Annotated in this window: 21 protein-coding genes and 1 pseudogene; 13 read left to right on the top strand and 9 right to left on the bottom strand. The window is 68.5% G+C overall.

All coding sequences use genetic code 11. The features are described 5' to 3' along the window. The first annotated feature begins 124 nt into the window (after positions 1-124). Positions 125-1,654 carry an aminoacyl--tRNA ligase-related protein gene (locus ACT009_RS15830; RefSeq protein WP_445192015.1) on the top strand — a complete coding sequence of 510 codons (1,530 nt, stop codon included), beginning with the start codon at positions 125-127 and terminating at the stop codon, positions 1,652-1,654. A 291-nt stretch (positions 1,655-1,945) separates the two neighbouring features. Here ACT009_RS15830 and trhO read toward each other — a convergent pair whose 3' ends face one another. Together trhO and glpD are read right to left on the bottom strand one after the other, a co-directional pair. Further along, positions 1,946-2,881: an oxygen-dependent tRNA uridine(34) hydroxylase TrhO gene (trhO, locus tag ACT009_RS15835; RefSeq protein ID WP_445192016.1), complete on the bottom strand. Its 936-nt coding sequence runs from the start codon at positions 2,879-2,881 to the stop codon at positions 1,946-1,948. After that, positions 2,874-4,328, bottom strand: coding sequence for a glycerol-3-phosphate dehydrogenase (gene glpD / locus ACT009_RS15840; RefSeq protein ID WP_445192017.1), 1,455 nt, complete (start codon positions 4,326-4,328; stop codon positions 2,874-2,876). Before glpD ends, trhO begins: the two co-directional genes overlap by 8 nt. A gap of 74 nt (positions 4,329-4,402) precedes the next feature. Here glpD and ACT009_RS15845 point away from each other — a divergent pair, with 74 nt between their 5' ends. Continuing rightward, entirely contained in the window at positions 4,403-6,622 is a 2,220-nt protein-coding gene (locus tag ACT009_RS15845; RefSeq protein WP_445192018.1) for a ribonuclease R family protein, read from the top strand. Positions 6,623-6,656: 34 nt separating this feature from the next. Here ACT009_RS15845 and ACT009_RS15850 read toward each other — a convergent pair whose 3' ends face one another. From ACT009_RS15850 to ACT009_RS15860, 3 genes are all read right to left on the bottom strand, one after another. Beyond that, a complete protein-coding gene (locus ACT009_RS15850; RefSeq protein WP_445192019.1) occupies positions 6,657-7,808 on the bottom strand; it encodes a saccharopine dehydrogenase family protein in 1,152 nt (383 codons plus the stop codon). Between the two features lie 139 nt (positions 7,809-7,947). Beyond that, positions 7,948-10,308 carry a putative bifunctional diguanylate cyclase/phosphodiesterase gene (locus tag ACT009_RS15855; RefSeq protein ID WP_445192020.1) on the bottom strand — a complete coding sequence of 787 codons (2,361 nt, stop codon included), beginning with the start codon at positions 10,306-10,308 and terminating at the stop codon, positions 7,948-7,950. A 273-nt stretch (positions 10,309-10,581) separates the two neighbouring features. Continuing rightward, complete coding sequence (locus tag ACT009_RS15860; protein WP_445192021.1) at positions 10,582-12,321, bottom strand: fatty acyl-AMP ligase; 1,740 nt, start codon at positions 12,319-12,321, stop codon at positions 10,582-10,584. A gap of 110 nt (positions 12,322-12,431) precedes the next feature. On the opposite strand from ACT009_RS15860, the gene ACT009_RS15865 reads away from it, so the two are divergent. The 5 genes and pseudogenes from ACT009_RS15865 to ACT009_RS15885 all read left to right on the top strand — a co-directional run. Further along, positions 12,432-12,965, top strand: a complete 534-nt coding sequence (locus tag ACT009_RS15865) for a regulatory protein RecX (protein WP_445192022.1) — start codon at positions 12,432-12,434, stop codon at positions 12,963-12,965. A 62-nt stretch (positions 12,966-13,027) separates the two neighbouring features. Continuing rightward, positions 13,028-13,594: a cold-shock protein gene (locus ACT009_RS15870; RefSeq protein ID WP_445192023.1), complete on the top strand. Its 567-nt coding sequence runs from the start codon at positions 13,028-13,030 to the stop codon at positions 13,592-13,594. 2 nt (positions 13,595-13,596) lie between these two features. Further along, positions 13,597-14,097: a DUF192 domain-containing protein gene (locus ACT009_RS15875; RefSeq protein WP_445192024.1), complete on the top strand. Its 501-nt coding sequence runs from the start codon at positions 13,597-13,599 to the stop codon at positions 14,095-14,097. 81 nt (positions 14,098-14,178) lie between these two features. Further along, complete coding sequence (locus ACT009_RS15880) at positions 14,179-14,574, top strand: NADH:ubiquinone oxidoreductase subunit NDUFA12 (protein ID WP_445192025.1); 396 nt, start codon at positions 14,179-14,181, stop codon at positions 14,572-14,574. Positions 14,575-14,777: 203 nt separating this feature from the next. Continuing rightward, positions 14,778-15,011, top strand: a pseudogene (locus tag ACT009_RS15885) (DUF2155 domain-containing protein); the annotation flags it as partial. Between the two features lie 35 nt (positions 15,012-15,046). Here ACT009_RS15885 and aat read toward each other — a convergent pair. From aat to ACT009_RS15905, 4 genes are all read right to left on the bottom strand, one after another. Beyond that, positions 15,047-15,769 (bottom strand): leucyl/phenylalanyl-tRNA--protein transferase, encoded by a 723-nt coding sequence (aat, locus tag ACT009_RS15890; protein WP_445192026.1) that lies wholly within the window; start codon positions 15,767-15,769, stop codon positions 15,047-15,049. Beyond that, entirely contained in the window at positions 15,769-16,479 is a 711-nt protein-coding gene (locus ACT009_RS15895; protein ID WP_445192027.1) for a ParA family protein, read from the bottom strand. Before ACT009_RS15895 ends, aat begins: the two co-directional genes overlap by 1 nt. 111 nt (positions 16,480-16,590) lie before the next feature. Next, positions 16,591-16,977: a hypothetical protein gene (locus ACT009_RS15900; protein WP_445192028.1), complete on the bottom strand. Its 387-nt coding sequence runs from the start codon at positions 16,975-16,977 to the stop codon at positions 16,591-16,593. Positions 16,978-17,071: 94 nt separating this feature from the next. Further along, positions 17,072-18,394 (bottom strand): Y-family DNA polymerase, encoded by a 1,323-nt coding sequence (locus ACT009_RS15905; RefSeq protein ID WP_445192029.1) that lies wholly within the window; start codon positions 18,392-18,394, stop codon positions 17,072-17,074. Between the two features lie 339 nt (positions 18,395-18,733). On the opposite strand from ACT009_RS15905, the gene ACT009_RS15910 reads away from it, so the two are divergent. From ACT009_RS15910 to ACT009_RS15935, 6 genes are all read left to right on the top strand, one after another. Beyond that, complete coding sequence (locus ACT009_RS15910; protein WP_445192030.1) at positions 18,734-19,702, top strand: cysteine synthase A; 969 nt, start codon at positions 18,734-18,736, stop codon at positions 19,700-19,702. A gap of 47 nt (positions 19,703-19,749) precedes the next feature. Beyond that, complete coding sequence (locus ACT009_RS15915; protein WP_445192031.1) at positions 19,750-20,028, top strand: hypothetical protein; 279 nt, start codon at positions 19,750-19,752, stop codon at positions 20,026-20,028. 302 nt (positions 20,029-20,330) lie between these two features. Then, on the top strand, positions 20,331-20,831 hold the full coding sequence (locus ACT009_RS15920) for a division/cell wall cluster transcriptional repressor MraZ (RefSeq protein WP_375421721.1): 501 nt from the start codon (positions 20,331-20,333) through the stop codon (positions 20,829-20,831). Next, positions 20,828-21,766 (top strand): 16S rRNA (cytosine(1402)-N(4))-methyltransferase RsmH, encoded by a 939-nt coding sequence (gene rsmH / locus ACT009_RS15925; RefSeq protein ID WP_445192032.1) that lies wholly within the window; start codon positions 20,828-20,830, stop codon positions 21,764-21,766. Before ACT009_RS15920 ends, rsmH begins: the two co-directional genes overlap by 4 nt. Next, positions 21,763-22,401 (top strand): hypothetical protein, encoded by a 639-nt coding sequence (locus ACT009_RS15930; protein ID WP_445192033.1) that lies wholly within the window; start codon positions 21,763-21,765, stop codon positions 22,399-22,401. Before rsmH ends, ACT009_RS15930 begins: the two co-directional genes overlap by 4 nt. Next, complete coding sequence (locus ACT009_RS15935; protein ID WP_445192034.1) at positions 22,398-24,110, top strand: peptidoglycan D,D-transpeptidase FtsI family protein; 1,713 nt, start codon at positions 22,398-22,400, stop codon at positions 24,108-24,110. The genes ACT009_RS15930 and ACT009_RS15935 overlap by 4 nt, the downstream gene beginning before the upstream one ends. The last annotated feature ends 12 nt before the right edge of the window (positions 24,111-24,122 follow it).

Here is a 24,122-nt window from a genome sequence, read left to right on the forward strand (position 1 = left end):
CGTCGCGACCACCAAATTCCTCCCCGCGAGTGTCAGGAGTTTTGCTCGCCTTCCGCACTCGCTGCGTCCCAACACACCCACTCGGGGGTGACGCCGCCGGCCGCTTTGGCTAGGCGTCGGCGCCATGAAGCATGCTCTTTCCGTCACGCGCGATCAGGATTTCGCCGCCTGGTATCAGTCCGTCATCACCGAGGCCGATCTCGCCGAGGAGTCGGGAGTACGGGGGTGCATGGTGATCCGGCCCTGGGGGTACGGCATCTGGGAGCGGATTCAGCGGCTGCTCGATGACCGGATCAAGGCGACCGGCCATGAAAATTGCTATTTCCCACTCTTCATCCCGCTCTCCTATTTCGAAAAGGAGGCCGAGCATGTCGAGGGGTTCGCCAAGGAGATGGCGGTCGTCACGCATCACCGGCTGATCGCGGACGGCAAGGGCGGGTTGATGCCGGATCCGTCGGCGAAGCTCGAGGAACCGCTGGTGGTGCGCCCGACCTCCGAGACGGTGATCGGCACCGCGTTCGCGCGCTGGGTGCAGTCCTGGCGCGACCTTCCGGTCCTGATCAACCAATGGGCCAATGTGGTGCGGTGGGAGATGCGGACGCGGATGTTCCTGCGCACCGCCGAGTTCCTGTGGCAGGAGGGGCATACCGCGCACGCGACCGCCGACGAGGCGCGCGAAGAGACGCTGAAGATGCTCGAGGTCTATCGCAGCTTCGCGGAGGATTGCCTCGCGCTGCCGGTGGTCGCGGGCGAGAAGCCCGAGAACGAGCGGTTCCCCGGCGCGGTCGCGACCTATTCTATCGAGGCGATGATGCAGGACGGCAAGGCGCTGCAGGCGGGCACCTCGCATTTTCTCGGCACCAATTTCGCGCGCGCGCAGAACATCCGTTTCCAGAACAATGCGGGCGAGTTCGAGCTGGCGAACACGACCAGCTGGGGCGTGTCGACGCGGATGATCGGCGGCGTGATCATGGTGCATGGCGACGATGACGGACTGCGCGTGCCGCCGCGGATCGCGCCCTGGCAGATCGTGATCGTGCCGATGCTGCGCGACAATGACGAGGACGCCGCGCTGATCGCCTATTGCAAGGAACTGCAGGCGGCGCTGGCGGCGACGAGCGCGCTGGGCGAAACGGTGCGCGCATTGCTCGATCTCAAGCCGGCCAAGTCGACGACCAAGCGCTGGGGCTGGGTCAAAAAGGGCGCGCCGATCGTCGTCGAGGTCGGCGGGCGCGATATGGCGGGCGGCAACGTCTCGGTGATCCGCCGCGACCGGCTGTACCGCGAAGACGGCAAGCTCGACAGCGCGATCGTAGCGCGGGCGGAGTTCGAAGGCGCCGCGGCGGGGTTGCTGGGCGAGATCCAGGCGACGCTGCATGCAGAGGCGAAGGCGCGGCTCGACGCCAACATCACACCCGCGGCGGACTGGGCGGCGCTGGAAACGCATTTCGCCGAGGGCGCGCGCAATCCGGGCTGGCGGATGGTAGAGTGGGCCAAGCCGACCGGCGCGGCGCTCGACAAGGTCGTGGAACGGCTGAAGAAGCTGAAGCTGACGGTGCGCAACGTGCCGCTGGATGCGGCTGCGGCGAGTGGGAACTGCGTGTTCACGGGCGAGCCGGCGGTCGAGCGGGTGCTGGTGGGGCGGAGCTACTAGGCCGGTTATCAACTACGCTTGTGTTCCCGCGAAGGCGAGACCTCTTCGAAAGTCGCCGAATTCGCCAAATCCATTCGTCACCCCGGACCCTTGGACTTCGCTCAGGAGAGCCTTGTTCCGGAATCCACCGTCCCGCAAAATCAACGGCTTATGCCCGCGCGGAACAGTGGATCCCGGAACTAGTCCGGGATGACGGAGGGGGTTCGCAGAGGTCTCGTGAAGGCGGGTGCCCAGTACTGGGTTCGCGCCTTCGCGGGGACATGGGGGCTGGTTTCGTGACGGGTCGATGCTTCAATCCGACTCCACACGCCGCCCGACATGATCCTCGCCGCGCGCCTGCGCCAGCAGGGTCTGGCGGTGGCGTTCGGCATAGCCCGCCCGCTGATTGTCGTCGCGGGCGGCGTGGCAGGCGGGGCAGCTGATGCCGTCTGCATAGGCCGGGGAGGCGCGGTCTTCGGGGCTGACGGGCATGCGGCACGCGTGGCACAATGTGTGGCTGCCGATCGCGATGCCGGGGCCGACCGCGACGCGCTGGTCGAAGACGAAGCATTCGCCGGCGAAGCGGCTCTGGGCCGGCTCGACTTCCTCGAGATATTTTAGGATGCCGCCCTGGAGGTGGAAGACGTCGCTCACGCCTTCGGCCTTTAGGAAGGCGGTCGCCTTTTCGCAGCGGATGCCGCCGGTGCAGAACATCGCGACGCGGCGCTTGCCCGCCAGCAGCGCGTCGCGGTGGTCGCGGAACCATGCGGAAAAGTCGCTGAAGCTGGCGGTGGCGGGATCGACCGCGCCGGCGAACGTGCCGATGCGCACCTCGTAATCGTTGCGGGTGTCGATCAGCAGCGTCTCGGGATCGTCGATCAGCGCGTTCCAGTCCGATGGCGCGACATAGTCGCCGACCGCGGCGGGATCGAGCCCGGGGGCGCCCATCGTCACGATCTCGCGCTTCAGCCGGACCTTCATCCGGTGGAACGGCAGCACCGGCGCGGTCGCGAACTTGGCCTCCAGATCGGCGCACCCCGGTAGCGCGCGGAGGTGCGCAAGGACGGCGTCGAGCGCTGCGGGCGTGCCCGCAATGGTGCCGTTCACGCCTTCCGGCGCGAGCAGGATCGTGCCCTTCGCGCCGTGCCGTTCGCATAGCGAGAGCAGCGGTGCGCGCAACGCGGCGGGATCGGGCAACAGGGCGAAGCGGTAGAAGGCAGCGACCCGGACAGGATGCCGGTCAGCCATTGGCGGCCCACCAGGCTTCGACGCGCGCACGTTCGGCCGCGGTGATGTGGAGGCCGATCTTGCTGCGGCGATCGAGCGCGTCGTCGGCACTGCGCGCCCATTCACGGTCGCGCATCCAGCGCAACTCGAGCTCGGTCAGGCCACCGCCCAGATCCTCGCCCATCGCCGCCTCGTCGTCGACGCCGGCGAGCAGCTCGCTCAAGAGGCTGCCGTAGGCGTGCGCCATGCGGTCCGCGCGCGCATCGCCGAGGAACGACCAAGTGAAGCGGACCTTGGCGACGAACTGGTCGATGTCGCCGATCGCGCCACCGGGGAAGACGCGTGCCGGGGTGACCGGGTGCGCAACGATGCCGAGCGCGGGGCCGAGCTTGCCCAGCGCCTCCTGCGCCAGATGCCGCGCGGTGGTGATCTTGCCACCGAACACGTTGAGCAGGACCGGGCCGCTGGTGTCGAGATCGAGGACGTAATCGCGGGTGACCTCGCGCGCCTCGCTGGCGCCGTCGTCGTAGAGCGGGCGGACGCCGGACCAGGTCGAGGTGACGTCGGCCGGCGCGATCTGGCGGACGAAGTGGCGGTTGGCGGCGCCGCACAGATAAGCGATCTCGTCGGCGTCGATCTGCGCATCCTCGGGCTTGTCGACGGGGATGTCGGTCGTGCCGATTTCGGTGAAATCATCCTGATAGGGGATCGCGAAGACGATCCGCCGATCCGGCTGCTGGAGGATGTAGGCGTGGTCGCCGTCGTAAAGCCGCGGGACGACGATGTGGCTACCCTTGACCAGCCGGACGCCGCTGGCGCTGTTGACACCCAGTTGGCCGAGCAGCTGGTGGACCCAGGGGCCCGCCGCATTGACCAGCCCGCGTGCCTCGATCTCGCTGCCGTCGGACAGGCGCGCATGCCAGCGCCCGCCCTCGCGCCGGGCACTGTCCAGCGCGGTGCTAGTGCGGATCTCGGCGCCGTTGTCAGCGGCATCGACCGCGTTGAACAAGGTCAGCCGCGAGTCGTCGACGAACGCGTCTGAATAGACGAAGCCACGCTTGCCGTGCTGCAACGGCGCGGTGTAGGCGGTGTCGGTCCGGCGCAGACCGCGCGACCGCTTCAGCGTCATCCGCCCGCCGAGCAGATCGTAGAGAAGCAGGCCGAGCCGGACCATCCACCACGGGCGCACCGCATGTTCGTTGGGCAGGACGAAGCGCATCGGCCGGATGATGTGCGGCGCGGCCTTCACCAGCCGTTCGCGTTCGCGGAGAGCGTGCGCAACCAGGCGGAAGTCGTAATATTCGAGGTAGCGCAAGCCACCATGGATCAGCTTGGTCGATGCGGACGAGGTGTGGCTGGCGAGGTCGTCGCGCTCGACCAGCAGCACCTTCAGCCCAAGCAACGACGCTTCGCGCGCGATCGCGCAGCCATTGATGCCGCCGCCGACGATGAGGAGATCGTAGATCACCTGGGGGCTCCTACTGCGGCGCGCGGCACAAGTGAACCGTGACGGCGGGGGTGGGCGTGCCTATGTATGGGTCGATGCGTAATCCTACCGGTCTTCCCACCCGCCAGCAGATCCTCGATTTCCTCGCCTCGTCGGACAGCCCGGCGGGAAAGCGTGAGATCGCTAAAGCCTTCGGGCTGAGTGCACAGCAGAAGATCCTGCTGAAGGCGCTGTTGAAGGACATGGCCGACGAGGGGCTGATCGATTCGGCGCCGGGTCGCTCGTTTCACAAGATGGGCGGGCTGCCCAAGGTCACGGTGCTGCGCATCGTCGATGTCGACGATGGCGGCAACGTCTGGGCGGTGCCCGATCGCTGGGAGGCGGAGACGCCGCCGCCGCGGATCCGCGTGCGGGAGCGCAAGCGTGGCGCACTCGGGCTCGGCGAACGCGTGCTCGCGCGGACCGAGGAAGCCGGCAACGGCTGGATCGCGCACCCGATGAAGGTGCTCGCCAAGGCATCCGAGCAGTTCCTGGGCGTGCTCCGCAAGGAGGGGCCGATGCTGTGGCTGACCGGCGTCGAGAAGAAGGACCGGCGCGAGATCGCGGTGTCCGACGCCGGCGACGCGGCGCCCGGCGACCTCGTGCTCGCGGAATTGGCGGGCCGGCCGCCGCGGGTGATGGCACGGGTGGTCGAGCGGCTCGGCGATCCGTTCGCGCCACGCAGCTTTTCGCTGATCGCGATCCACAAGCTCGGCATTCCCGACGAGTTCGCGCCCGAAGCGATCGAGGAGGCGGAGGAGGTCGCCAAGCTGCCGCTCGGCGACGATCGCGAGGATCTGCGGCATCTGCCGATCGTCGCGATCGATCCGGTCGATGCGCGCGATCACGACGATGCGGTATGGGCGGCGCCCGACGACGATCCCGCCAATGCCGGCGGCTGGCAGGCGCTGGTCGCGATCGCGGACGTCAGTTTCTATGTGCGCCCGGGTTCCGCGATCGACCGCGATGCGCGGCGGCGCGGCAATTCGGTCTATTTTCCCGATCGCGTCGTGCCGATGCTGCCCGAGATCCTGTCCGCGGACATGTGTTCGCTGAAGGAGGGCCAGGACCGGGCGGCTTTGGTCTGCCACCTGCAGATCACCCCGTCGGGCGCTCTGAAGTCGTGGCGCTTTACGCGGGCGGTGGTGCGGTTGCTGGCGAACGTGGCCTACGAGGATGCGCAGGCGTTGATCGACGGGAGTTCCCCTTCCGCGGGGCGGGAGGGCGACGTGCTTGCCGCGCTGAAGCCGCTTTGGGCTTGCTGGGGCGCACTGTCCAAAGCGCGGGCGGCGCGGGAGCCGTTGGCGCTCGATCTGCCCGAACGCCGGGTGGTGCTCGACGAGCAAGGGCGCATCCTGTCGGTGGCGCCGCGCGAACAACTCGACGCGCACCGGTTGATCGAGGACTACATGATCGCGGCCAACGTCGCCGCGGCGAAGGCGCTGGAGGCGAAGAAGGCACCGGTGATGTACCGGGTCCACGAACCGCCGAGCCGCGAGAAGCTGGTCGCGCTGAAGGACTATCTCGAAAGCTTCGACGTCGCCTTCGCGCTCGGCCAGGTGGTGAAACCCGCGACCTTCAACCGGATCCTCGACCGGGTCGGCGACGCCGATTTCCGGCCACAGGTGATGGAGCAGGTGCTGCGGACCCAGACCCAGGCCTATTATGCGCCGCTAAACCACGGGCATTTCGGGCTGTCGCTCGGCAGCTATGCGCATTTCACGTCGCCGATCCGGCGCTATGCCGACCTTGTCGTCCATCGTTCGCTGGTGTCGGCGTACAAGCTCGGGCCGGGCGGGCTGACGTCGGAGGATGCCGCCAACATGGAGGCGATCGGGCAGCGGATCAGCCAGTTCGAGCGGCGCGCGATGGAGGCGGAGCGCGACACCACTGACCGATACGTCGCGGCGTTCCTGGCCGGACGGGTCGGCGAGACCGTTGCGGTGCGGATCACCGGCGTGCAGAATTACGGGTTCTTCGCGACCGTGGAGGGGATCGGCGGCGACGGGCTGATGCCGGTCCGCGATCTCGGCGGCGAATATTTCCGCTTCGACGAAGCCGTGCGGACGCTGACCGGGGAGACCAGCGGCGACGTCTATGCGCTCGGCCAGCGGCTCGAATTGCGGCTGGCGGAGGCGAATCCGGTGTCGGGGGCGCTGCGGTTCGAGATGATCGGCGGCAAGGGCGCCGCGCCGCCGCCTAAGCGCAGCGACCGCGTGATCAAGCATCGAGGGCGGCCGGCGAATATCCGGCACCAGGGGAAGAAGCGGCGGTGACCTACTAATCCTCCCTCGCCTTAGCAGGGGGCAATTAGGCCGTCTCGAAGGTCAATCCTGCCCTCGCCTGCAACCGATCGCGCAGCGGCGCGCCCAGAAGCGCGCCGGGTGTCCAGACGCCGCCGGCGCTCTCCGTCTCCGCAAGGCACAGGGCGGTTTCGGCGATCATCTTGCTGGTCGAGCCGTAGCCGGGGTCGAGGTCGCCGGTGACGACGGTGTCGATCCGTTCGCCGCCAGGCATGAGGCCGACGAACAGCAGGTCGTAATGGCCGGTGTCGCGGTCTTCCTTGCTCGGGCCTTCGCCGGGCTTGGGACCCTTGTCGCCGGAGAAGGGATTGAACTTGGCGATCGCGTCGGCGGCGGCCTTGCCGATGTCGCCGAGTCCCGCGACCATCATCTCGTCATAGACGAAGTCCGCGCCATAGGCGGCACCGAGCAGGAAGTTGGTGCGGTGCACGTTCTTGGTGTTGATCGGCGCCATGACGAAGGGCGCGACCCAAGCCTGAATCGATGAATCATATTCGGGGATCAGCCCGGTCGGCTGGTGCGGGCCGCTGAAGCCGGGGGTGAGCGCGAAGGGGCTGGTGAGCAGCTTGAGGAGCGACGGATCGCGCGCGGCGGCGGCGAGCGTCGCCTTCAGGCTAGCCGCGGTGCCGCCCGAAAAGCCGCCCTTCATCGTCTTTACCCGGCCCTTCACGCGCGGGGCGGGGCGTCCGTAGGTCGCCTTCGCATGATCCTGCAGCGTCAGCACGCCGAGATCGAAGGGGATCGAATCGAACCCGCAGGAGAACACGATCCGCGCGCCGGTCCGCTGCGCCTCTTCGTGATGCGCGTCGATCATCTGGCGCATCCACGCCGGCTCGCCGCACAGATCGACATAGCCGGTGCCGGTCGATGCGCACGCCGCGACCAGATCGCTGCCGTAGAGCTGGTAGGGCCCGACCGTGGTCAGCACCACCGCGGTGCGTTCGCACATGCGGCACAGGCTGGCGGCGTCGTCGGCGTCGGCGACGACGAGCGGCGTATCGGCTGGCGCACCGATGAGATCGCGCACCTCCTCCAGCTTGGCGAGCGACCGCCCCGCCATCGCCCACCGCGTTGCGCCGGAAGTGGCGAGATACTCCGCCACCAGCCGCCCGGTGAACCCAGTGGCGCCATAGACGATGATGTCAAAGTCGCGTGCCATGATGCCTCTCCAAAAGTCACAAAAGTCACACCTACACGCGCGGGCGCGAGCAGATGCGGTATGTGATCGTCAGGAAGCGGTTAGATCATAAACCGGTTCGGTAGGACAGCACTGACGCCAAGCGTCGGCCATCGCCAAGTCAAGCAGCCGCGGCGGCGTCGTCCCAGCGGCGCAGCGCGATGGTGCGGGCTTCCTCGACGGGGAGGGGGCGACCGAAGTAATAGCCCTGGACCTTGGTGCAGCCGAGATCCTGGACCATGCGGTGCTCGCTTTCGGTCTCGACGCCTTCGGCGGTGGTGGCCATGCCGAGGCTCTGCGCGAGCGCGACGACGGCACGGATGATCGCGATCGCTTCCTTGCCGCCCTTCGACGCGCTCTGGACGAAGCTACGATCGATCTTGATCGACGAGAAGCGTGTCCGCGACAGATAGCCGAGCGAGGAATAGCCGGTGCCGAAATCGTCGAGGCTGAGGCGGACGCCGAGATCGAGGACGCGCTCCAGCACCTTGGTCGCGCCCAGGCCCTCGTGCATGAACACGCTCTCGGTCACCTCGAGCTCCAGCCGTTCGGCCGACAGCCCGGCATTGGCGAGCGCGCTGGTGACGACGTTGACGAAGTTCGGGTTCTGCAGCTGATCGGGCGAGACGTTGACCGCGACGCGGATCCCCGACGGCCAGCGTGCCGCCTCCTCGCACGCGGTGCGCAGGACCCATTCGCCGATCGGCTGGATCAGCCGCGCATCCTCGGCCAGCGGGATGAACTTGGCAGGGGAGACGTTGCCGAATTGCGGGCTGATCCAGCGCAGCAGCGCCTCGAAGCCGGTGAGCTGGCCGGTGCCGGCGTCGACCACCGGCTGGTAGTTGAGGTGCATCTCGCCACGCTCGAGCGCCTGGCGCAGCGCCATTTCGAGGACGCGGCGTTCCTCGGCCTGGACGTGCAATTCGGGTTCGTAGGCGTGGTACACGCCGCGGCCGGCATCCTTGGCGCGGTACAGCGCGAGATCGGCGGAGCGGATCAGCATCTCCGCGGTACGCCCGTCGCGCGGGCCGACCGCGAGGCCGATGCTGGCGCCGATATAGAGGGTGTGCTGATCGACCTCATAGGCGCGCGACAGGGTGTCGATGATCTTGCGCGCGAGGCGTTCGACCGCGGTGAAATCGGTAGCGTCCTGGACCACGACCGCGAATTCGTCGCCGCCGAGCCGCCCGCAGGTGTCGTTCGGGCCCATCAGCTGCGCGAGCCGTTCGGACACGCGGCCCAGCAGGCGATCGCCGATCGGGTGGCCGAGCGTATCGTTGACCGCCTTGAAGCGATCGAGGTCGATCATCATGAATGCGCAGCGACCGCCCCATTTCTCGGCCTCGCTCATCGCGCGCACCAGCGTCTCGTTGACCATCAGCCGATTGGGCAGGCCGGTCAGCGTGTCGTAGCGGGCCATACGGTTGATCTTGTCGGCGGAGGCGCGCTGTTCGGTGACGTCGGAGCCGACGCCGCGGAAGCCGCAGAACGCGCCGGCCTCGTCGTAGCGGGGACTGGCGGCGAGTTCCCACCAGCGTTCCTCGCCATTGACGTTGACCGGGAGGCGCAGGTCGCGGAAGCTTTCGCGACCCTTCAGCCGATCGGCGAGATTGCGCAGTCCGGCCGCAAAGTTGCCGGTCTCCCAGGTCGGGCCGGCCAATACCTGGAGGAACGGCATGCCGTCGATGGTCAGCGGATCGAGGCCGCAGGCGAAGGCGAAGCGTGGGCTGGCCTTGATCACGCGGCGCGCCGAATCGGTTTCCCAGAGCCAGTCGGCGCCATTGTCCTCGAATTCGCGGAGCAGCAGGCTGACGGTCTCGTTGCGCTCGGCCAGCGCAATCTGCGAGGCGCGAATCGCAACCAGCGACCGCGCACGGCCGATACAGGCGATGATCAGCAGCGCGGTGAACAGGATGGTGGTGCCGGCGGCGGCATAGGCGTGGATCAGCACGAGCTTGACCACGACCGCCATGCACAGCCCGGCGAGGAACACGATCGTCGCGAGTGCGAGCGGCGCCATCGCGACGGCGGCGGCGGTCATCAGCACCGACAGGATCATCCACAGCGCATAGGCCGAGGCCGAGCCGGTCGAGGGTTCGAACAGCAGCGGCGGGATCGCCCAGGCGACCGCGAGCGCCGCGCCTTCGACCACGGTCGTGCGGATGTCGCGGACGTTGGCGTAGCCGTCGCCGCGATGCGGGGACGCGAGCCGACGCATCGCGACTCCGACCGCGATCACCGCGACCAGCGCTGCCCACACCCCGAGCTTCCAGGTCGGCAGATCGCCGGCGAACAACGACGCGGTCATCGCCGCGCCGATCAGGTTGGCCGCGAGCAGGAACATCGCCAGCTGGCGACCGGCATGGAGCTGGGTGGCGCGGATCCGGCCCCATTGCGCCGCATCCGCGCCGTCGCGCAGGCCGATCAGCGTGGGGAAATCGATCTGCGTCTGATCGGCGGCGGGGGGGGACTGTTTACTCACGATCGCGCCCTACCATGACGGTGGTTATCGGATCGTTTCGCTTGTTCGGGTCCGGGGTGGTTTAATCGTGAGGCGGTTGCGGCCTATGGGAAGCGGGGTTCCGAGCCGACGGCTGCTGTCGGGGACGGGCACCCGCATAACGCAGCCACCCCGGCGAAGGCCGGGGCCCAGTCGCGAAGGTCGTCGTGACGAAGCGCTCCCGCCGTTACCGACCGCTCCCAACTGGGCCCCGGCCTTCGCCGGGGTGGAAGAGTGCGGAAGGTCGACGAGCTTTCAAGCCGCCAGGTCGTAGGGCTTGATGTCGCCGTTCAGATAGAGGTTGCGGGCCTTGGCGCGGCTGAGCTTGCCCGAGCTGGTGCGGGGCAGGGTGCGCGGCGGGATCAGTTCGATCACGCAATTCATGCCGGTGACCGAGCGGACCCGCTCGCGGATCTCCTCGCGCAGGCGGACACGTTCGCCCTCGTCGCTGCTGCGGCATTGGACGAGCACCGCGGGGGTTTCCTCTCCGCCCGGCGTGGTGATGGCGAATGCGGCGATGTCGCCGGCCTTGAAGCCGGGCAACTGTTCGACCGCCCATTCGATGTCCTGCGGCCAATGGTTGCGGCCGTTGACGATGATCATGTCCTTGGCGCGGCCGACGACGTAGATATAGCCTGCCGACATGTACCCCATGTCGCCGGTGTCGAGCCAACCGTCGGTCATGCACGCGGCGGTGGCGTCGGGATCGCGGAAATAGCCGACCATCAGCGACGGTCCCTTGCACCACAGCTTGCCGATCGCGCCGTCGGGCAGCGGGGTGCCGTCCTCCTCGCGTACCTCGACCGCCATATCGCGCACCGGCTTGCCGCAATTGACGATCGCGCGAAAGCGCTGCGGGCGGGGCAAATGGGCGCCTGCGGGGTCGCCGCCCGACAATTGGGTCTCCTCGACCAGCTCGACGCGGATGCCTTCGCCCGGGGGCATGATCGACACCGCCAGTGTCGCCTCGGCAAGGCCGTAGCTGGGCAGGAAGGCACTGGCCTGGAAACCGGCATCGGCGAAGGCGTCGACGAAGCTCTGCATCACGTCGGGGCGGATCATGTCCGCGCCGTTGCCCGCGACCCGCCAGCGCGACAGATCGAAACGGTCGGAGGCGCGGGTCTGCGACGACATCCGGCGCGCGCAGATATCGTAGCCGAAGGTCGGCGAATAGCTGAGCGTGGTGCCGTCGTGGCGGCTGATCATGTCGAGCCAGGCGAGCGGGCGACGCGCGAAATCCTCGGTCTTGAGGTAATCGGTCGAGACCTGGTTGGCGATCGGCGACAGGAAGCAGCCGACCAGCCCCATGTCGTGATACCAGGGCAGCCAGGAGATGCAGCGATCGGTGCCGCCGACCTCCATGCCGTGGCTGTGCGCGGCGAGATTGTTGAGCAGCGCGTGGTGGGTGATCGCGACGCCGTGCGGGAAGCGGGTCGAGCCGCTGGAATATTGCAGATAGGCGATCGCCGAGCCGTCCGCCGCGGGCAACGTCGCGGACGGCGCGTCGCGGGTCGCGAGATCGGACCAGTCGATCCCCTGCGTCTCGGCCAGCCGCGCCGCCTCGGCCGCCATCTGCGCCAATTCGGGCGGGTAGATCAGCATCGAGGGATCGCAGCTCGTCAGCTGGACGCGGAGCTGTTCAATGTAGGAATCGCGACCGCCGAACGAGGTCGGCAGCGGCAGCGGCACCGGCCAAGCGCCGGCATAAACGGTGCCGAAGAACAGCGCCGCGAATTCCGGCCCGGTTTCCGCTACCAGCGCGATGCGGTCCTCGGGCTTCACGCCGGCGGCGATCAGGCGGTTGGCCGTCGCGATTGCGTCGTTGCGCAGTTCGGCGAACGGGTAGGGGCGCAACAGCTGACCGCGCGCATCATGGAAGTTCAGCCCACGCACGCCCCGCGCCGCATAGTCGAGCGCCTCGCCGAGCGTGCCGAAATCGGCCAGCCGTCGGGGCAGATCGTCGAGGGTCGGTGTCGAGCGTAGCTGCTCCGTCATTGCTAAAATCCCGTCCTGCCGCGATCGCGCGACTTCGCTATCCTGCCTCTGCCGGGCGCCGGCGTCCTAATTCCGGTCCTACTGTGGCACAAACATGGCATAGTGTAGCCATGGCCCAGGACCGCCGACCCATTCCGCCGCTGGATACCGCCAAGCTCGAGCGGCTGGCGCTGCGCTATGTCGAGCGGTTCGCGACGACGCGGGGCAAGCTGACCGACTATCTGCGGCGCAAGATCCGCGAGCGCGGCTGGGACGGCGAGGCGGCGGACCCGGCAGCGCTGGCGGAGCGGATGGCGGGGCTCGGCTATGTCGACGATCGTGCCTATGCGGAGGCGCGCGCCTCGGCGCTGGGGCGGCGCGGGCTGGGTGCGCGGCGGGTGGCGGGAGCGCTGCGCGAGGCGCGGATCGGCGAGGAGGATGCCGAAGCGGTCGCGCCGGGGATCCAGGCGCGCGCGATCGACGCGGCGCTGACCTTCGCACGCCGCCGTCGGATCGGGCCGTTCGGTGCGCCGGTCGCGGATCGGGCGGGGCGCGAGAAGCAATTGGGCGCGATGCTACGCGCGGGCCACCCGCTGGATTTGTCGCGCCGGATCGTCGATGCGCCGCAGGGCAGCGAACCGTCCGCAGAGAGCCTGGAGGGGTGATGGGCCGCTATTTCGTTGCAGGCGCGAAGAAGCATGCTAGCTTGTTCATCTAGGGGTAAGTGATGCGTAGCGACGCGCAACAGGGCGAGTATGCGTCATCGACCGGCGAGATCCCGGCCGATGCCATCGTCGTGAGCGGCGTTATCAAGTGGTTCGACGTCACCCGCGGCTTCGGGTTCGCGGTCGCCGACGATCCCGATATCGGCGACGTGCTGGTGCATTTCTCGGTCTTGCAGGCGCATGGCCGGCGCAGCCTGCCCGAAGGCGCGCGGGTCGAGGCGGTCGTCGTGCAGCGGGGCCGCGGTTACCAGGCGCGCGAGATCGTCTCGATCGACCTGTCGGGTGCGGTGCCGGAAACCGAGCCGCGCGCGCGCAGCGACGGCGACCGGGTCGACCCGATCGCATTGATCGACGCGGCGGGGCCGTTCGAGCCCGCCACGGTCAAGTGGTTCAACCGGCTGAAGGGCTATGGCTTCCTGGTTCGCGACAGCGATGGCGCCGACGTGTTCGTGCACATGGAAACGCTGCGCCGGGCCGACATTGCGGCAGTCGAGCCCGACCAGCGGATGCGGGTGCGGATCGTGACCGGGCGCAAGGGGCCGCTGGCGGTCGTCGTCGAAGAGGATTGAGGATGGCGAAGGCGGTGATCGCGGTGATCGCGGCGCTGGCGCTCGGCGGCACCGGGCTGGCGGTGCAGCAGGGCGTGTTCTCGGGCGAGAAGGCGGCGGTGGCGCCCGCAGGCAGCCTGGCGATCACGATCGCCTCGGCGAACGGCAAGCACCGGTTCGTGGTGGAGCGCGCGTCGACCCCCGTGGCCCAGGAAAAGGGGCTGATGTATCGCACCGACCTGACGCCGGACGGGGGCATGTTGTTCTGGCCATACCCGGCGGCGGGCGGCGGGCCGCGCGAGGCCAATTTCTGGATGAAGAACACGCCGACCGCGCTCGACATCATCTTCATCCGGGCGGACGGCACGATCGCGCGGATCGCGGAGAACACGGTGCCGTTCTCCGAGACGCCGGTGGCGTCGGGGGAGCCGGTGGACGCGGTGCTGGAGATCGTCGGCGGGCGTGCGGCGGAGCTGGGGATCGTCGAGGGAGACCGGGTCAGCTGGGAGCGGGGCGGGGGTTAGGCGCAACGGTTGCTCGCGTGGACAGGTTCTCACCCCTTCATCATGGTTGAAGCTCGCCAGCGGGGCGGGTAAGCGGGCGGCATGACTATCCTCGGTTCGATCTTCACCTGGTGGAACGGCGCCACCGTCGGCACGCGCTTCTACGGATTGCGCGGCAAGACGCGGGTCGGCGAGGATTCGCTCGGCAACGCCTATTGGGCGGGCGGCAAGGATACCGGCGGCCGGATCCGGCGCTGGGTGATCTATTCGGGATCGAACGATGCCAGCCGGGTGCCGCCCGAATGGTTCAGTTGGCTGCACCACCAGATCGACGACGTGCCCGATCGCGCGCTGCCGCCCGCACGCGCCTGGCAGAAGCCGCCGGTCGGCAACCTCACCGGCACGCCGCTCGCCTATCGGCCGCAGGGCGCGCTGGAAAAGGGCGGCCATCGTGCCGCCGCCACGGGCGACTACGAAGCCTGGACCCCCGAGGGATGATGACCCGCTGGTTGGCCGCGGGCGTGCTCGTCGCGGCGGTCGGCATCGGCGGCGTGGCCGGCTACCGCGCGCTCAACCGGCCCACGCCGGTCGCCACGCGCGCCGCGCCCCTGGTGGTGGCGGAGGTGCCGCCCAGCGGCGACGCGGCGGGGATCGAGACGGTTGCGACGGTTGAGGATGCAGGGCTGTCGGGCGGGACGCCGATGGCGCAGCGCGTCGCCGTGGTCGGGCTGCTCAACAAGCGCAACGGCGAAAGCCGCGAGATCACGCTGAAGCCGGGGCAGGCGGCGCGGACCGGCGACGTCGTGGTGCGGCTGCGCGCGTGCGAGAAGACCGCGCCGTGGGAGCAACAGCAGCTGACCGGCGCGTTCGTGCAGCTCGACGTGCGCGGGGTCGACCGGCACTGGCGACGCAGCTTTTCGGGCTGGTTGTACAAGGAACGCCCCGAGCTGAACGTCGTCCAGCACCCGATCTACGACGTCTGGACCAAGAGCTGCACGATGTCGTGGCCCGCGACCGGGCCCGACACGACCTCGCTGTCGGCACCGGCGGGCACGCGATCGAGCGCGAAGAAGTCGCCCGTGACCGAGGGCGACGACGCGGCGGAGGCGCCGACGATCCCGTCGAGCGCCGCGGAGAGCAACGCGACATAGGCGTCGCGCTTGATCTCGATCGCGCCGAGCGAGGCGAGATGCGGGGTCTGGAACTGACAGTCGAGCAGCGTGAAGCCCCCCGCCTTCAGCCGCGCGACCAGCCACGCCAGCGCGACCTTGGACGCATCGGTCCGGCGGCTGACCATCGATTCGCCGAAAAAGGCACGGCCGAGCGCGAGCCCGTAAAGCCCGCCGACCAGCTCGTCGCCGTCCCAGCATTCGATCGAATGCGCAAAGCCCATCGCGTGCAGCGTCGTGAAGACCCGCTCGATCCCGGCGTTGATCCAGGTTTCGGGCCGGCCGTGGACGCTCTGCGCGCAAAGCTCGATCATCGCGGGAAAGGCGGCATCGGCGGTGACGCGGAAGCGATCGGCGAGGATCGTCTTGCGCAGGCTGCGCGACAGGCGAAAGCCGTCGAGCGGCAGGATGGCGCGGGTCCGCGGCTCGACCCAATAGACCGACGACGCGTCGCGGTGATCCGCCATCGGGAAGACGCCCACGGCATAGGCGCCGAGGACGAGCTGCGGATCGAGCAGGTCCATCAGCGCGCCAGGCGGTGCTCGATCGCCTGCCAGAGCAGCGCGAAGCTCTTGCCCGCGGCGCTGGCGGCCGCATAGGTGCCGACCGGCGCACGACGGGTGGTCATCGCCTCGATCGCGCTCGCCATCGGGATCACCGGCCAGTCGGGCCTCCGCGCGAGTGCCTCGGCGTGAAGGGAGCGGCGGCGATCGACCATGGTGTGGACCGCGAGCACCGGCACCTTCCCGCCGAGATGGCGGACGACCTCGTCATGCGCGCGTTCGGACAGCGGCGACGGGATGACGGGCACGACGATGAGATCGGCGGCGCGCATCACCTGTTCGGCGGTATTGGTGAGCCCGGGCGGACAATCGAGGATCACGCGCTGATAATCTTCGAGCCCGGCGAGCAGCTTGTGGAGCCGCTTGCGCTTGTCGAGATCGTGGAACAGCTGGTCGAGCCCGCGCAGCGACGGATCGGCGCCGATCAGGTCGAGCCGCGGGATCGCGGTGGCGCGAGCGCGGCCCGCGGGCGCAACGTCCCTGGTGAAGATCGCGCGGGCGTGATCGCCGGGAGCGGCACCCCCGAGCAGCCAGGTGCTCGCCGCCTGCGGATCGAGATCCCACAACAGCGTGCGGCGCGACGACAGGGTGGCGGCGCACCACGCGAGGTTGACCGCGAGGGTCGTCTTCCCGACGCCGCCCTTCAGGCTGTAGATCGCGATCGTCGCCATCGCGCTATCGTGCGCCCGGCGCCCGGCCGGGGCAAGCGCCGTGCGGGCAGCAGGCGCTAAAACGGCCGGCGGATCGCTCCACCGGCCGTAAGGATCGCGGCGTTGCCGTGATCAGGATTTGCAGGTTTGCGAGCCCTTGCCCGGCTGGGTGATCGTGATCAGCGACGGCGAGCCCGTCATCTTCCAGCCGCCGTCCGCGACCAGCGGCTCCCCCGCTGCGGGCGCGGTCAGGCGATTGACCGCGCCGGCCTTTTCGGTGCGGACGAAGGCGAGCTTGTTGCCTTCGAAGAACGTCACGTAAAGCAGGCTGTTGTCCTTGCAGCGCATCGTCTTGTCCGCCTTGATCGCAGGCGGCAATTCGACGGGTGCACGATTGGCGAGTTCCTTCGCCATCGGATCGGGGTTGGTATCGACCACCTCCGGCGATTTCGGCTTGGGGTTGCAGGCGACCAGCGCGAACAGCGCGGCGGTGACGGCGAGGATTGGGAGGCTCTTCATAGCGATCCGACGCTTCGCGCATGCAGCATGGAGCGTCAAGCTTCTTGGGGTCTCGGGTCGGGAAAAGGTCTGTAGTCCGTACCTGTCGGTCGGCTCATTCGTGGAACTCGCTGGCTTCCGGGATGCGGCCGAATGCGATCTTGGTGCCGACGCGGTCGAGGCGCCCGCCGCCAAGCGGCCCGACGCTGACCGCGTTGCGGCCGAAGCGTTCGTTGATCCGGTCCATCGCCTGCGACAGTGCCAGCCCGCGGGTCTCGCGCGCGAGCGGGTCGGTCGGGTCGAGATGCGCGAACAGCGATCCCTGGTCGCCGCCGACCGCCTCGATCTCGGCGAGCGTGACGCCGATCATCCGCAGGCGAAAGCCGCCCGGCCGCGACCGTCCCGCCTCGCGCAGCCGCGGGAACAGCGCGTCGAGATGCTGGAGCACGACGAAGCTGTCGCCGGTGACCGGCAGCTTTATCGAGGTCCGCCAGCCGGACTTGTCGTCTTCGAACCGCGCGTGGAGGACCAGCAGGCGCGCACGGTATCCCTTACGGCGCAATCGGCTCGCCGCCTTCAGCGCGAGGCGGCGCGCGGTGAGGCGGGCGGGCTCAGGCCCGCGCTTGGTGGGGGAGAGGACGTGGCTGTGGCCGATCGTCCGCGACTGGGTCGGCTTGTCGGGTAGGTCGACGCCGTGGAGCAGATACCAGAGCCGATCACCATCGATGCCTCCCCAGGCGTTGCCCGCGTCACGCGGCCGGCGCTCGCAATATTGGCGGATGTCGTTGACCCCGTCGCGCGCGAGCCGGCGTTCCATCTTCGCGCCGATGCCGCAGATGTCGCGCAGCTTGAGCGGATAGAGGTCGCCTGGCAGCTGCGCCGCCTCGAACACGATCAACCCGTCGGGCTTCTGGAGATCGGAGGCGAGCTTGGCGAGCAGCCGATTGGGCGCGATGCCGATCGAACAGGTGAGATAGTCGCCAACATTGGCGCGGATCCCTGCCTTGATGCGGTGGGCGAGCGCGATCGCGGCGTCGCGGTCGTTCTCGTTGTCGAGCAGGCGGCAAGCGACCTCGTCGATCGAGCAGACCCGGGTAACGGGAAGGTGGCGCCAAACCTCCGCGACTATGCGGTCGTGGAATTCGACATAGCGATCATGGCGGGCGGGGGTGACGACCAGTTCGCGGCATTTCTGCTTCGCCTCCCACACCGGGGTGCCGGTGCCGATCCCGAAGCGCTTCGCCTCGATCGAGGCGGCGATCGCGACGGTGGTGTCGCTGCCGACCGGCGCGACAATCACCGGCCGCCCGCGAAGCGACGGCTGCACTTGCTGCTCGACGCTGGCGAAATAGGAATTCAGATCGAGGAACAGCCACCGCAGCGGCCGGGGCGGCAGATCGGGCGCCGGCGGGCGGGACGGGGCAGGCACGGCAAGCATCGCGACTCGATCCGATGAGAACGGATCATGAACATGGCAGATGCCGGCGTGTGGCGGAAGGGGCGATCAGATGGCGGGAGCGGTTGCGGCCATAAACCGCGGGGCGAGTTTACGGAACATTTGTCGCGGTAAGTGAGCGCTCCGTCCGCCGAGACAATTCGTGGAAAAGGCGAACCGTTTCCGGATTCTTGAAGTTCAGCTTGTCGCTCATTGCCACCACCTCGCTCGCCTTATGTCTGAACCCGTAACCTCCCGCAAACTCCGGCACGCGTATCTAGCTTGGTATCGAGCAACCTTCCGTTGCTTGCCCCGCGCGGCGGGGTGCACCATCTGAAGCGAATGGCTACGATCCCCGACACGTTATCGCTTATCGGCAACACCCCGCTCGTCCGGCTTAAGGGTCCCAGCGAGGCGGCGGGCGGCGACATCTTCGGGAAGTGCGAGTTCGCAAATCCGGGCGCGTCGGTGAAGGATCGCGCGGCGCTGTCGATCGTCGAGGATGCCGAGGAGCGCGGGATGCTCAGCCCCGGCGGGATGATCGTCGAAGGGACGGCCGGCAATACGGGGATCGGGCTGGCGCTGGTCGCCAATGCGAAGGGCTATCGCACCACGATCGTGATGCCGGAGACGCAGAGCCGCGAAAAGATGGACACGCTGCGCGCGCTGGGCGCGGAGCTGGTGCTGGTGCCCGCGGCATCGTTCTCGTCGCCGTGCCACTTCGTCCACACTTCGCGCCGGATCGCGGAGGAGACGCCGGGGGCGGTGTGGGCGAACCAGTTCGACAACATCGCCAATCGCCGCGCGCACATCACCGGCACCGCGGAGGAGATCTGGGCGCAGATGGAGGGCCGGATCGACGGCTTCACCTGCGCGGCCGGCACCGGCGGTACGATCGCGGGGGTCGGCATGGGGCTGAAGGCAAAGGACGAGCGCGTATGCATCGCACTGTCCGACCCGCACGGTGCTGCGCTCTACGATTATTACGCGCATGGCGAGTTGAAGGCGGAGGGTTCGTCGGTCGCCGAGGGGATCGGGCAGGGCCGGATCACCGCCAACCTGGAGGGCGCGCCGATCGACACGCAGTTCCGGATTTCCGATGCCGAAGGGTATCATTGGGTCCGGCGGTTGCTCGACGAGGAGGGGCTGTGCCTCGGCCTGTCGTCGGGGATCAATGTCGCGGGCGCGGTGGCGCTCGCGCGGCATCTGGGAACGGGCAAGCGAGTGGCGACGATCCTGTGCGACACCGGTTTTCGTTACTTGTCGACCTTGTACGATCCCGACTGGCGCGCGCTGAAGGGACTGGAATAGGACCCGATCGACACGTGCGGGATAGTGCGGTACGATTGCGCGGCAAGATGAAGGTGGTCCGCGAACCCTCCCAGACGACGCAGCGGGTGAAGGTCGGCATGGTCGGCCTCGCCGCGGTGGTCCTGCTCATCGCGCTGGCGAGCGCGATCATCGGGACCGCGACGCGCGAGCGGCCGATCGGCACCGCGGGCTCCGCGCGTGCCGACGTGGTCGCCAACATCGCAGCGATGAACGCCGCCGAGGCGGCGTCTACCGGCGAGCCGCTCGCCGAACTGGGTATCACCCCGAGCACGATCGAGGGCAACACTCAGGCGCCACGACATTGAGCGAGTCGGTGGCCAACCGGGGATTTCGCGGGATGAAGGCGCGGCGTCTGCAGATTGCGCGGGTCATGGTCGGGTGTGTGCGTGCCAAGCGATGTGGCTATCCCCATGAACTACCCGGATTAGCCCCGATCTGAGTTCGATTTCCCCGGCTTTCCCCAAATATCCCGTTGTGTCCCGGACCCTGCTGAGTTACGCAGGATCAACAAGGGGCACGTTCTACCGTTTGCGTGAGCAAGGGTCGGATCGCGACGATGGTCGTGGTTCGAAGCGGATGATCGTGCGTGCCGCGGGCGAGGTACGGCGTGACGGAAAGGGGCGACTATCAGGGTAGCGGTATCGCTCTTGTCGACGACAAGGGTCGGGTCGCCATACCGAACGCGCTTCGCGCCACGCTCGCTCAGAACAGCCCGCGCGCCGATGGCAAGGACGGCGGCACCATCGTCATCGCCGCGCACGAGGACCAGCCCTGCCTGGTCGCGTACGACCCCGCCTATGTCGCGACGCTCAAGGCCGAGCTGAAGCACCGGTTGGAACTGTCGCGCGGGGAGGACGGCAAGGTCGACCCGAACATCATGCGCAACGGCGCCAACGGCGAAGCGGTGCCGTTCGACGGGTCGGGGCGCTTCATCATGCCCGGCTACCCGCGGTTCCATGCCGGCATCGGCGAGCACGCGTTCTTCTGGGGCATGTTCGACACGATCGAGATCTGGGACCCGAAGACGCTGCTCGCGACCCAGGCGAAGGATTCCCGGATGGCGGCGGCGTGCCGCTTCTTCTGCCAGGAAAAGGGGATAGCGCTGTGAGCCCCTTCCCGATCGATGCGCCCCACATCCCAGTGCTGCTCGACGAGGTCGTCGCGGCCCTGGCGCCGGTCGCGGGCGCGGTGATGATCGACGCGACTTTCGGCGCCGGCGGCTACACCCGCGCGCTGTTGTCGCGTGGCGCGCGGGTGATCGCTCTCGACCGCGATCCCGACGCGATCGCCGCCGGACGGGCGGCGGCGGACGAGGGCATGACGCTGATCCAGGCCGAGTTCTCGACGATGGACCGGGTCGTGGAGGCGCCGGTCGACGGCGTGACGATGGACATCGGGGTATCGTCGATGCAGCTCGACCAGGCGGGCCGCGGCTTTTCGTTCCAGGCGGACGGGCCGCTCGACATGCGGATGAGCCAGGAAGGGCTCAGCGCTGCCGATTTCGTCAACGAGGCCGACGAGGCCGAGATCGCCGACGTGCTCTATCATTACGGCGACGAGCCCAAGTCGCGCCGCGTCGCGCGCGCGATCGTCGCCGCGCGCCCGCTGACCCGCACCGGCGAGCTGGCGCGGGTGGTGCGCAAGGCGCTGGGACACAAGCCGCATGACAAGAAGGACCCGGCGACCCGCGCGTTCCAGGCGATCCGCATCCATGTGAACCGCGAGCTGGGCGAACTCGCCGACGGGCTGGCGGCCGCGGAACGGATCCTGAAGCCGGGCGGCCGGCTGGCGGTGGTGACGTTCCACAGCCTCGAAGACCGGATGGTCAAGCGGTTCCTGCGCGAACGATCGGGCGCGACGCCCGGCGGATCACGCCATCTGCCCCAGGCGGGCGTCGCCACCCAGCCGAGCTTCGCGAAGGTCGGTCGGGGCGTCCGCGCGGGCGAGGCGGAAGTGGCGCGCAACCCGCGGGCACGATCGGCGACATTACGAACGGCAGAGCGGACGGCGGCGCCCGCTTGGCATCAGGAGGCAAGGGCATGACGGCGGCGTATCGTTTCAAGGGGATCGGGTGGTTCGCGGCGTGCGTCGCGATCGTGCTCGGATTCTACCTGATCTCGCTGCAGGTCGCCTCCGAGCGCAAGAAGCTCGACGTGCTCAACGGCCGCATCCATCTCGCCGAGCGCGACATCCGCGCGCTGGAAACCGAATTCGAGACGCGCGCGAACCTGGCGCAGCTGGAGAAGTGGAACGGCGACACGCTGGCTTTGGCGTCGCCGACCGCGGCGCAGTTCGTCCCAAACGAATCCGCGCTGGCGTCGATCGACGTCAACCAGGTCGCGTTGCCCGGCCAGCCGGGCGTGCAGACCGCAGCGCTGGTGGTGCCCTCGCTGTCGACTGCCGTCCCCGCCGCGACGCCAGCCCCGGCGCAGGCGGCGACGCCGCAGATCGTCCAGGTCGCCGCGGCGATGCCGCTCGCCAAGCCCGCGGTGTTCAAGATCGCCGCGGTCGAGAAGAGCGCGCCGATGATCGCCAAGCTCAACGATGCGACCCGCGGTCGTGATGCGGTCGCCAAGGTGCGGCCGCAGGCGGTCGCGATGCTCGACCGCAAGCTGCTGTCGGACAACACGCTGGGCGACATCCTGAAGAACGCACGCAGCGAGGCTCGCCTGCGGTGACCGTGCTGGTGGCCCGCCCGGTGCCGACGCGGCGGACCGCAGGCCAGCGCTATGCGCTGGTCGCGACGGCGCACACGCGCCTAATGATGTTGATGCTGCTGTTCGCGGCGGCGGTTCTGCTGGTGATCATGCGGCTCGGCATGCTCGCGATCACCTCCGGCGCCGAGGCGACCACGCGGATCGCGACGCTCGCCTCGCGCGGGGACATCGTCGATCGCAATGGCGCGCCGCTGGCGCGGACGATCGACAGCTGGACGATCGCGATCCACCCCAAGAAGCTGATCGGCGACCCGATGGACATCGCAGCGCGGCTCGCGGCGCTGATGCCGGAAGGCGGCGACCAGGCGCATTATTACGACCTGCTGACCCGCAAGGTGAACTTCGCCTATCTGCAGCGCCGCGCGTCGCCCGCGCTGGTCGAGCAGGTCAATGCGATCGGCGAGCCCGCGATCGTGTTCGCGCGCGAGACCCAGCGGCTCTACCCGCAATCGACGCTGGCGGCGCATGCGCTCGGCTTCCTGTCCACCGACGGCCACGGCATGAGCGGGATGGAGCGCGTGCTCGACCAGCAATTGCTCGACCCGACCCAGGCGGGCAAGCCGGTGGCGCTGTCGCTCGACGTCCGCGTCCAGGCGGCGCTGGAAAGCGAACTCGGGCGGGCGATGGGCACCTTCTCCGCACGCGGCGCCGGCGGCATCGTGCTCGACGTCCATACCGGCGAGGTCATCGCGATGGTCTCGCTGCCGACCTTCAACCCCAACCGGGTCGGGATGGCGGGCAGCGAGGAACTGCGCAACATCACCACGCAGAGCGTCTTCGAGCTGGGATCGACCTTCAAGCCGATCACGATGGCGACCGCGATGGACACCGGTGTCGTCACCTCGATGGCGCGGCGCTTCGATGCGACCCACCCGCTGAAGGTCGGCGGCTATACGATCCACGACGAGCGCGGCGATCCCAAGCGCTGGCTGAACATGGCCGAGACGCTGATCTATTCGTCGAACATCGCGACCGCGCGCGTCGCCGACGAGATCGGCCCGCAGCGGATGCAGGCGATGTTCCGCAAGCTGGGCTTCGACACCAAGCCCGACATCGAACTGCGCGAGAAGGGCCGGCCGCTGATGCCGACCTATTGGGCGCGGACGACGACGATGACGACCGCCTATGGCCACGGCATCGCGGTGACCCCGCTGCACCTCGCCAACGCCTATGCCGCGCTGGTCAACGGCGGCACCTGGCGGCCGGCGACGCTGCTGAAGGTCGCTCCCGGCCATGCGCCCGCCGGCCGTCGCGTGATCAGCGAGCAGACCAGCGCGCGGATGCGGCAGATGCTGCGGCTGATCGTGATGCGCGGCACCGGCCGCAAGGGTAACGCGCCGGGCTACCGGGTCGGCGGCAAGACCGGGACCGCTGAAGCCGCGATCGCGGGCGGCTACGACCGGTCGCGTAACGTCGCTACCTTCGCCGCGGCGTTCCCGATGGACGCGCCGCGCTATGTGGTGCTGGCGATGCTCGATTCGCCGCTCGGAACCAAGGAGACCGGTGGGTGGAAGACCGCAGCCTACAACGCCGCGCCGGTCGTCGGACGCACGATCTCGCGAGTGGGCGCGATGCTTGGGGTGGTGCCGGACGAACAGCGCGATGTCGACGTGTCCGACATCCTGCCGACGCTATGGCAGGATCCGACCAGACCGCCGACCGGCCAGTGAGCGGCGACCGAT

Source organism: Sphingomonas sp. Tas61C01, assembly GCF_052567495.1.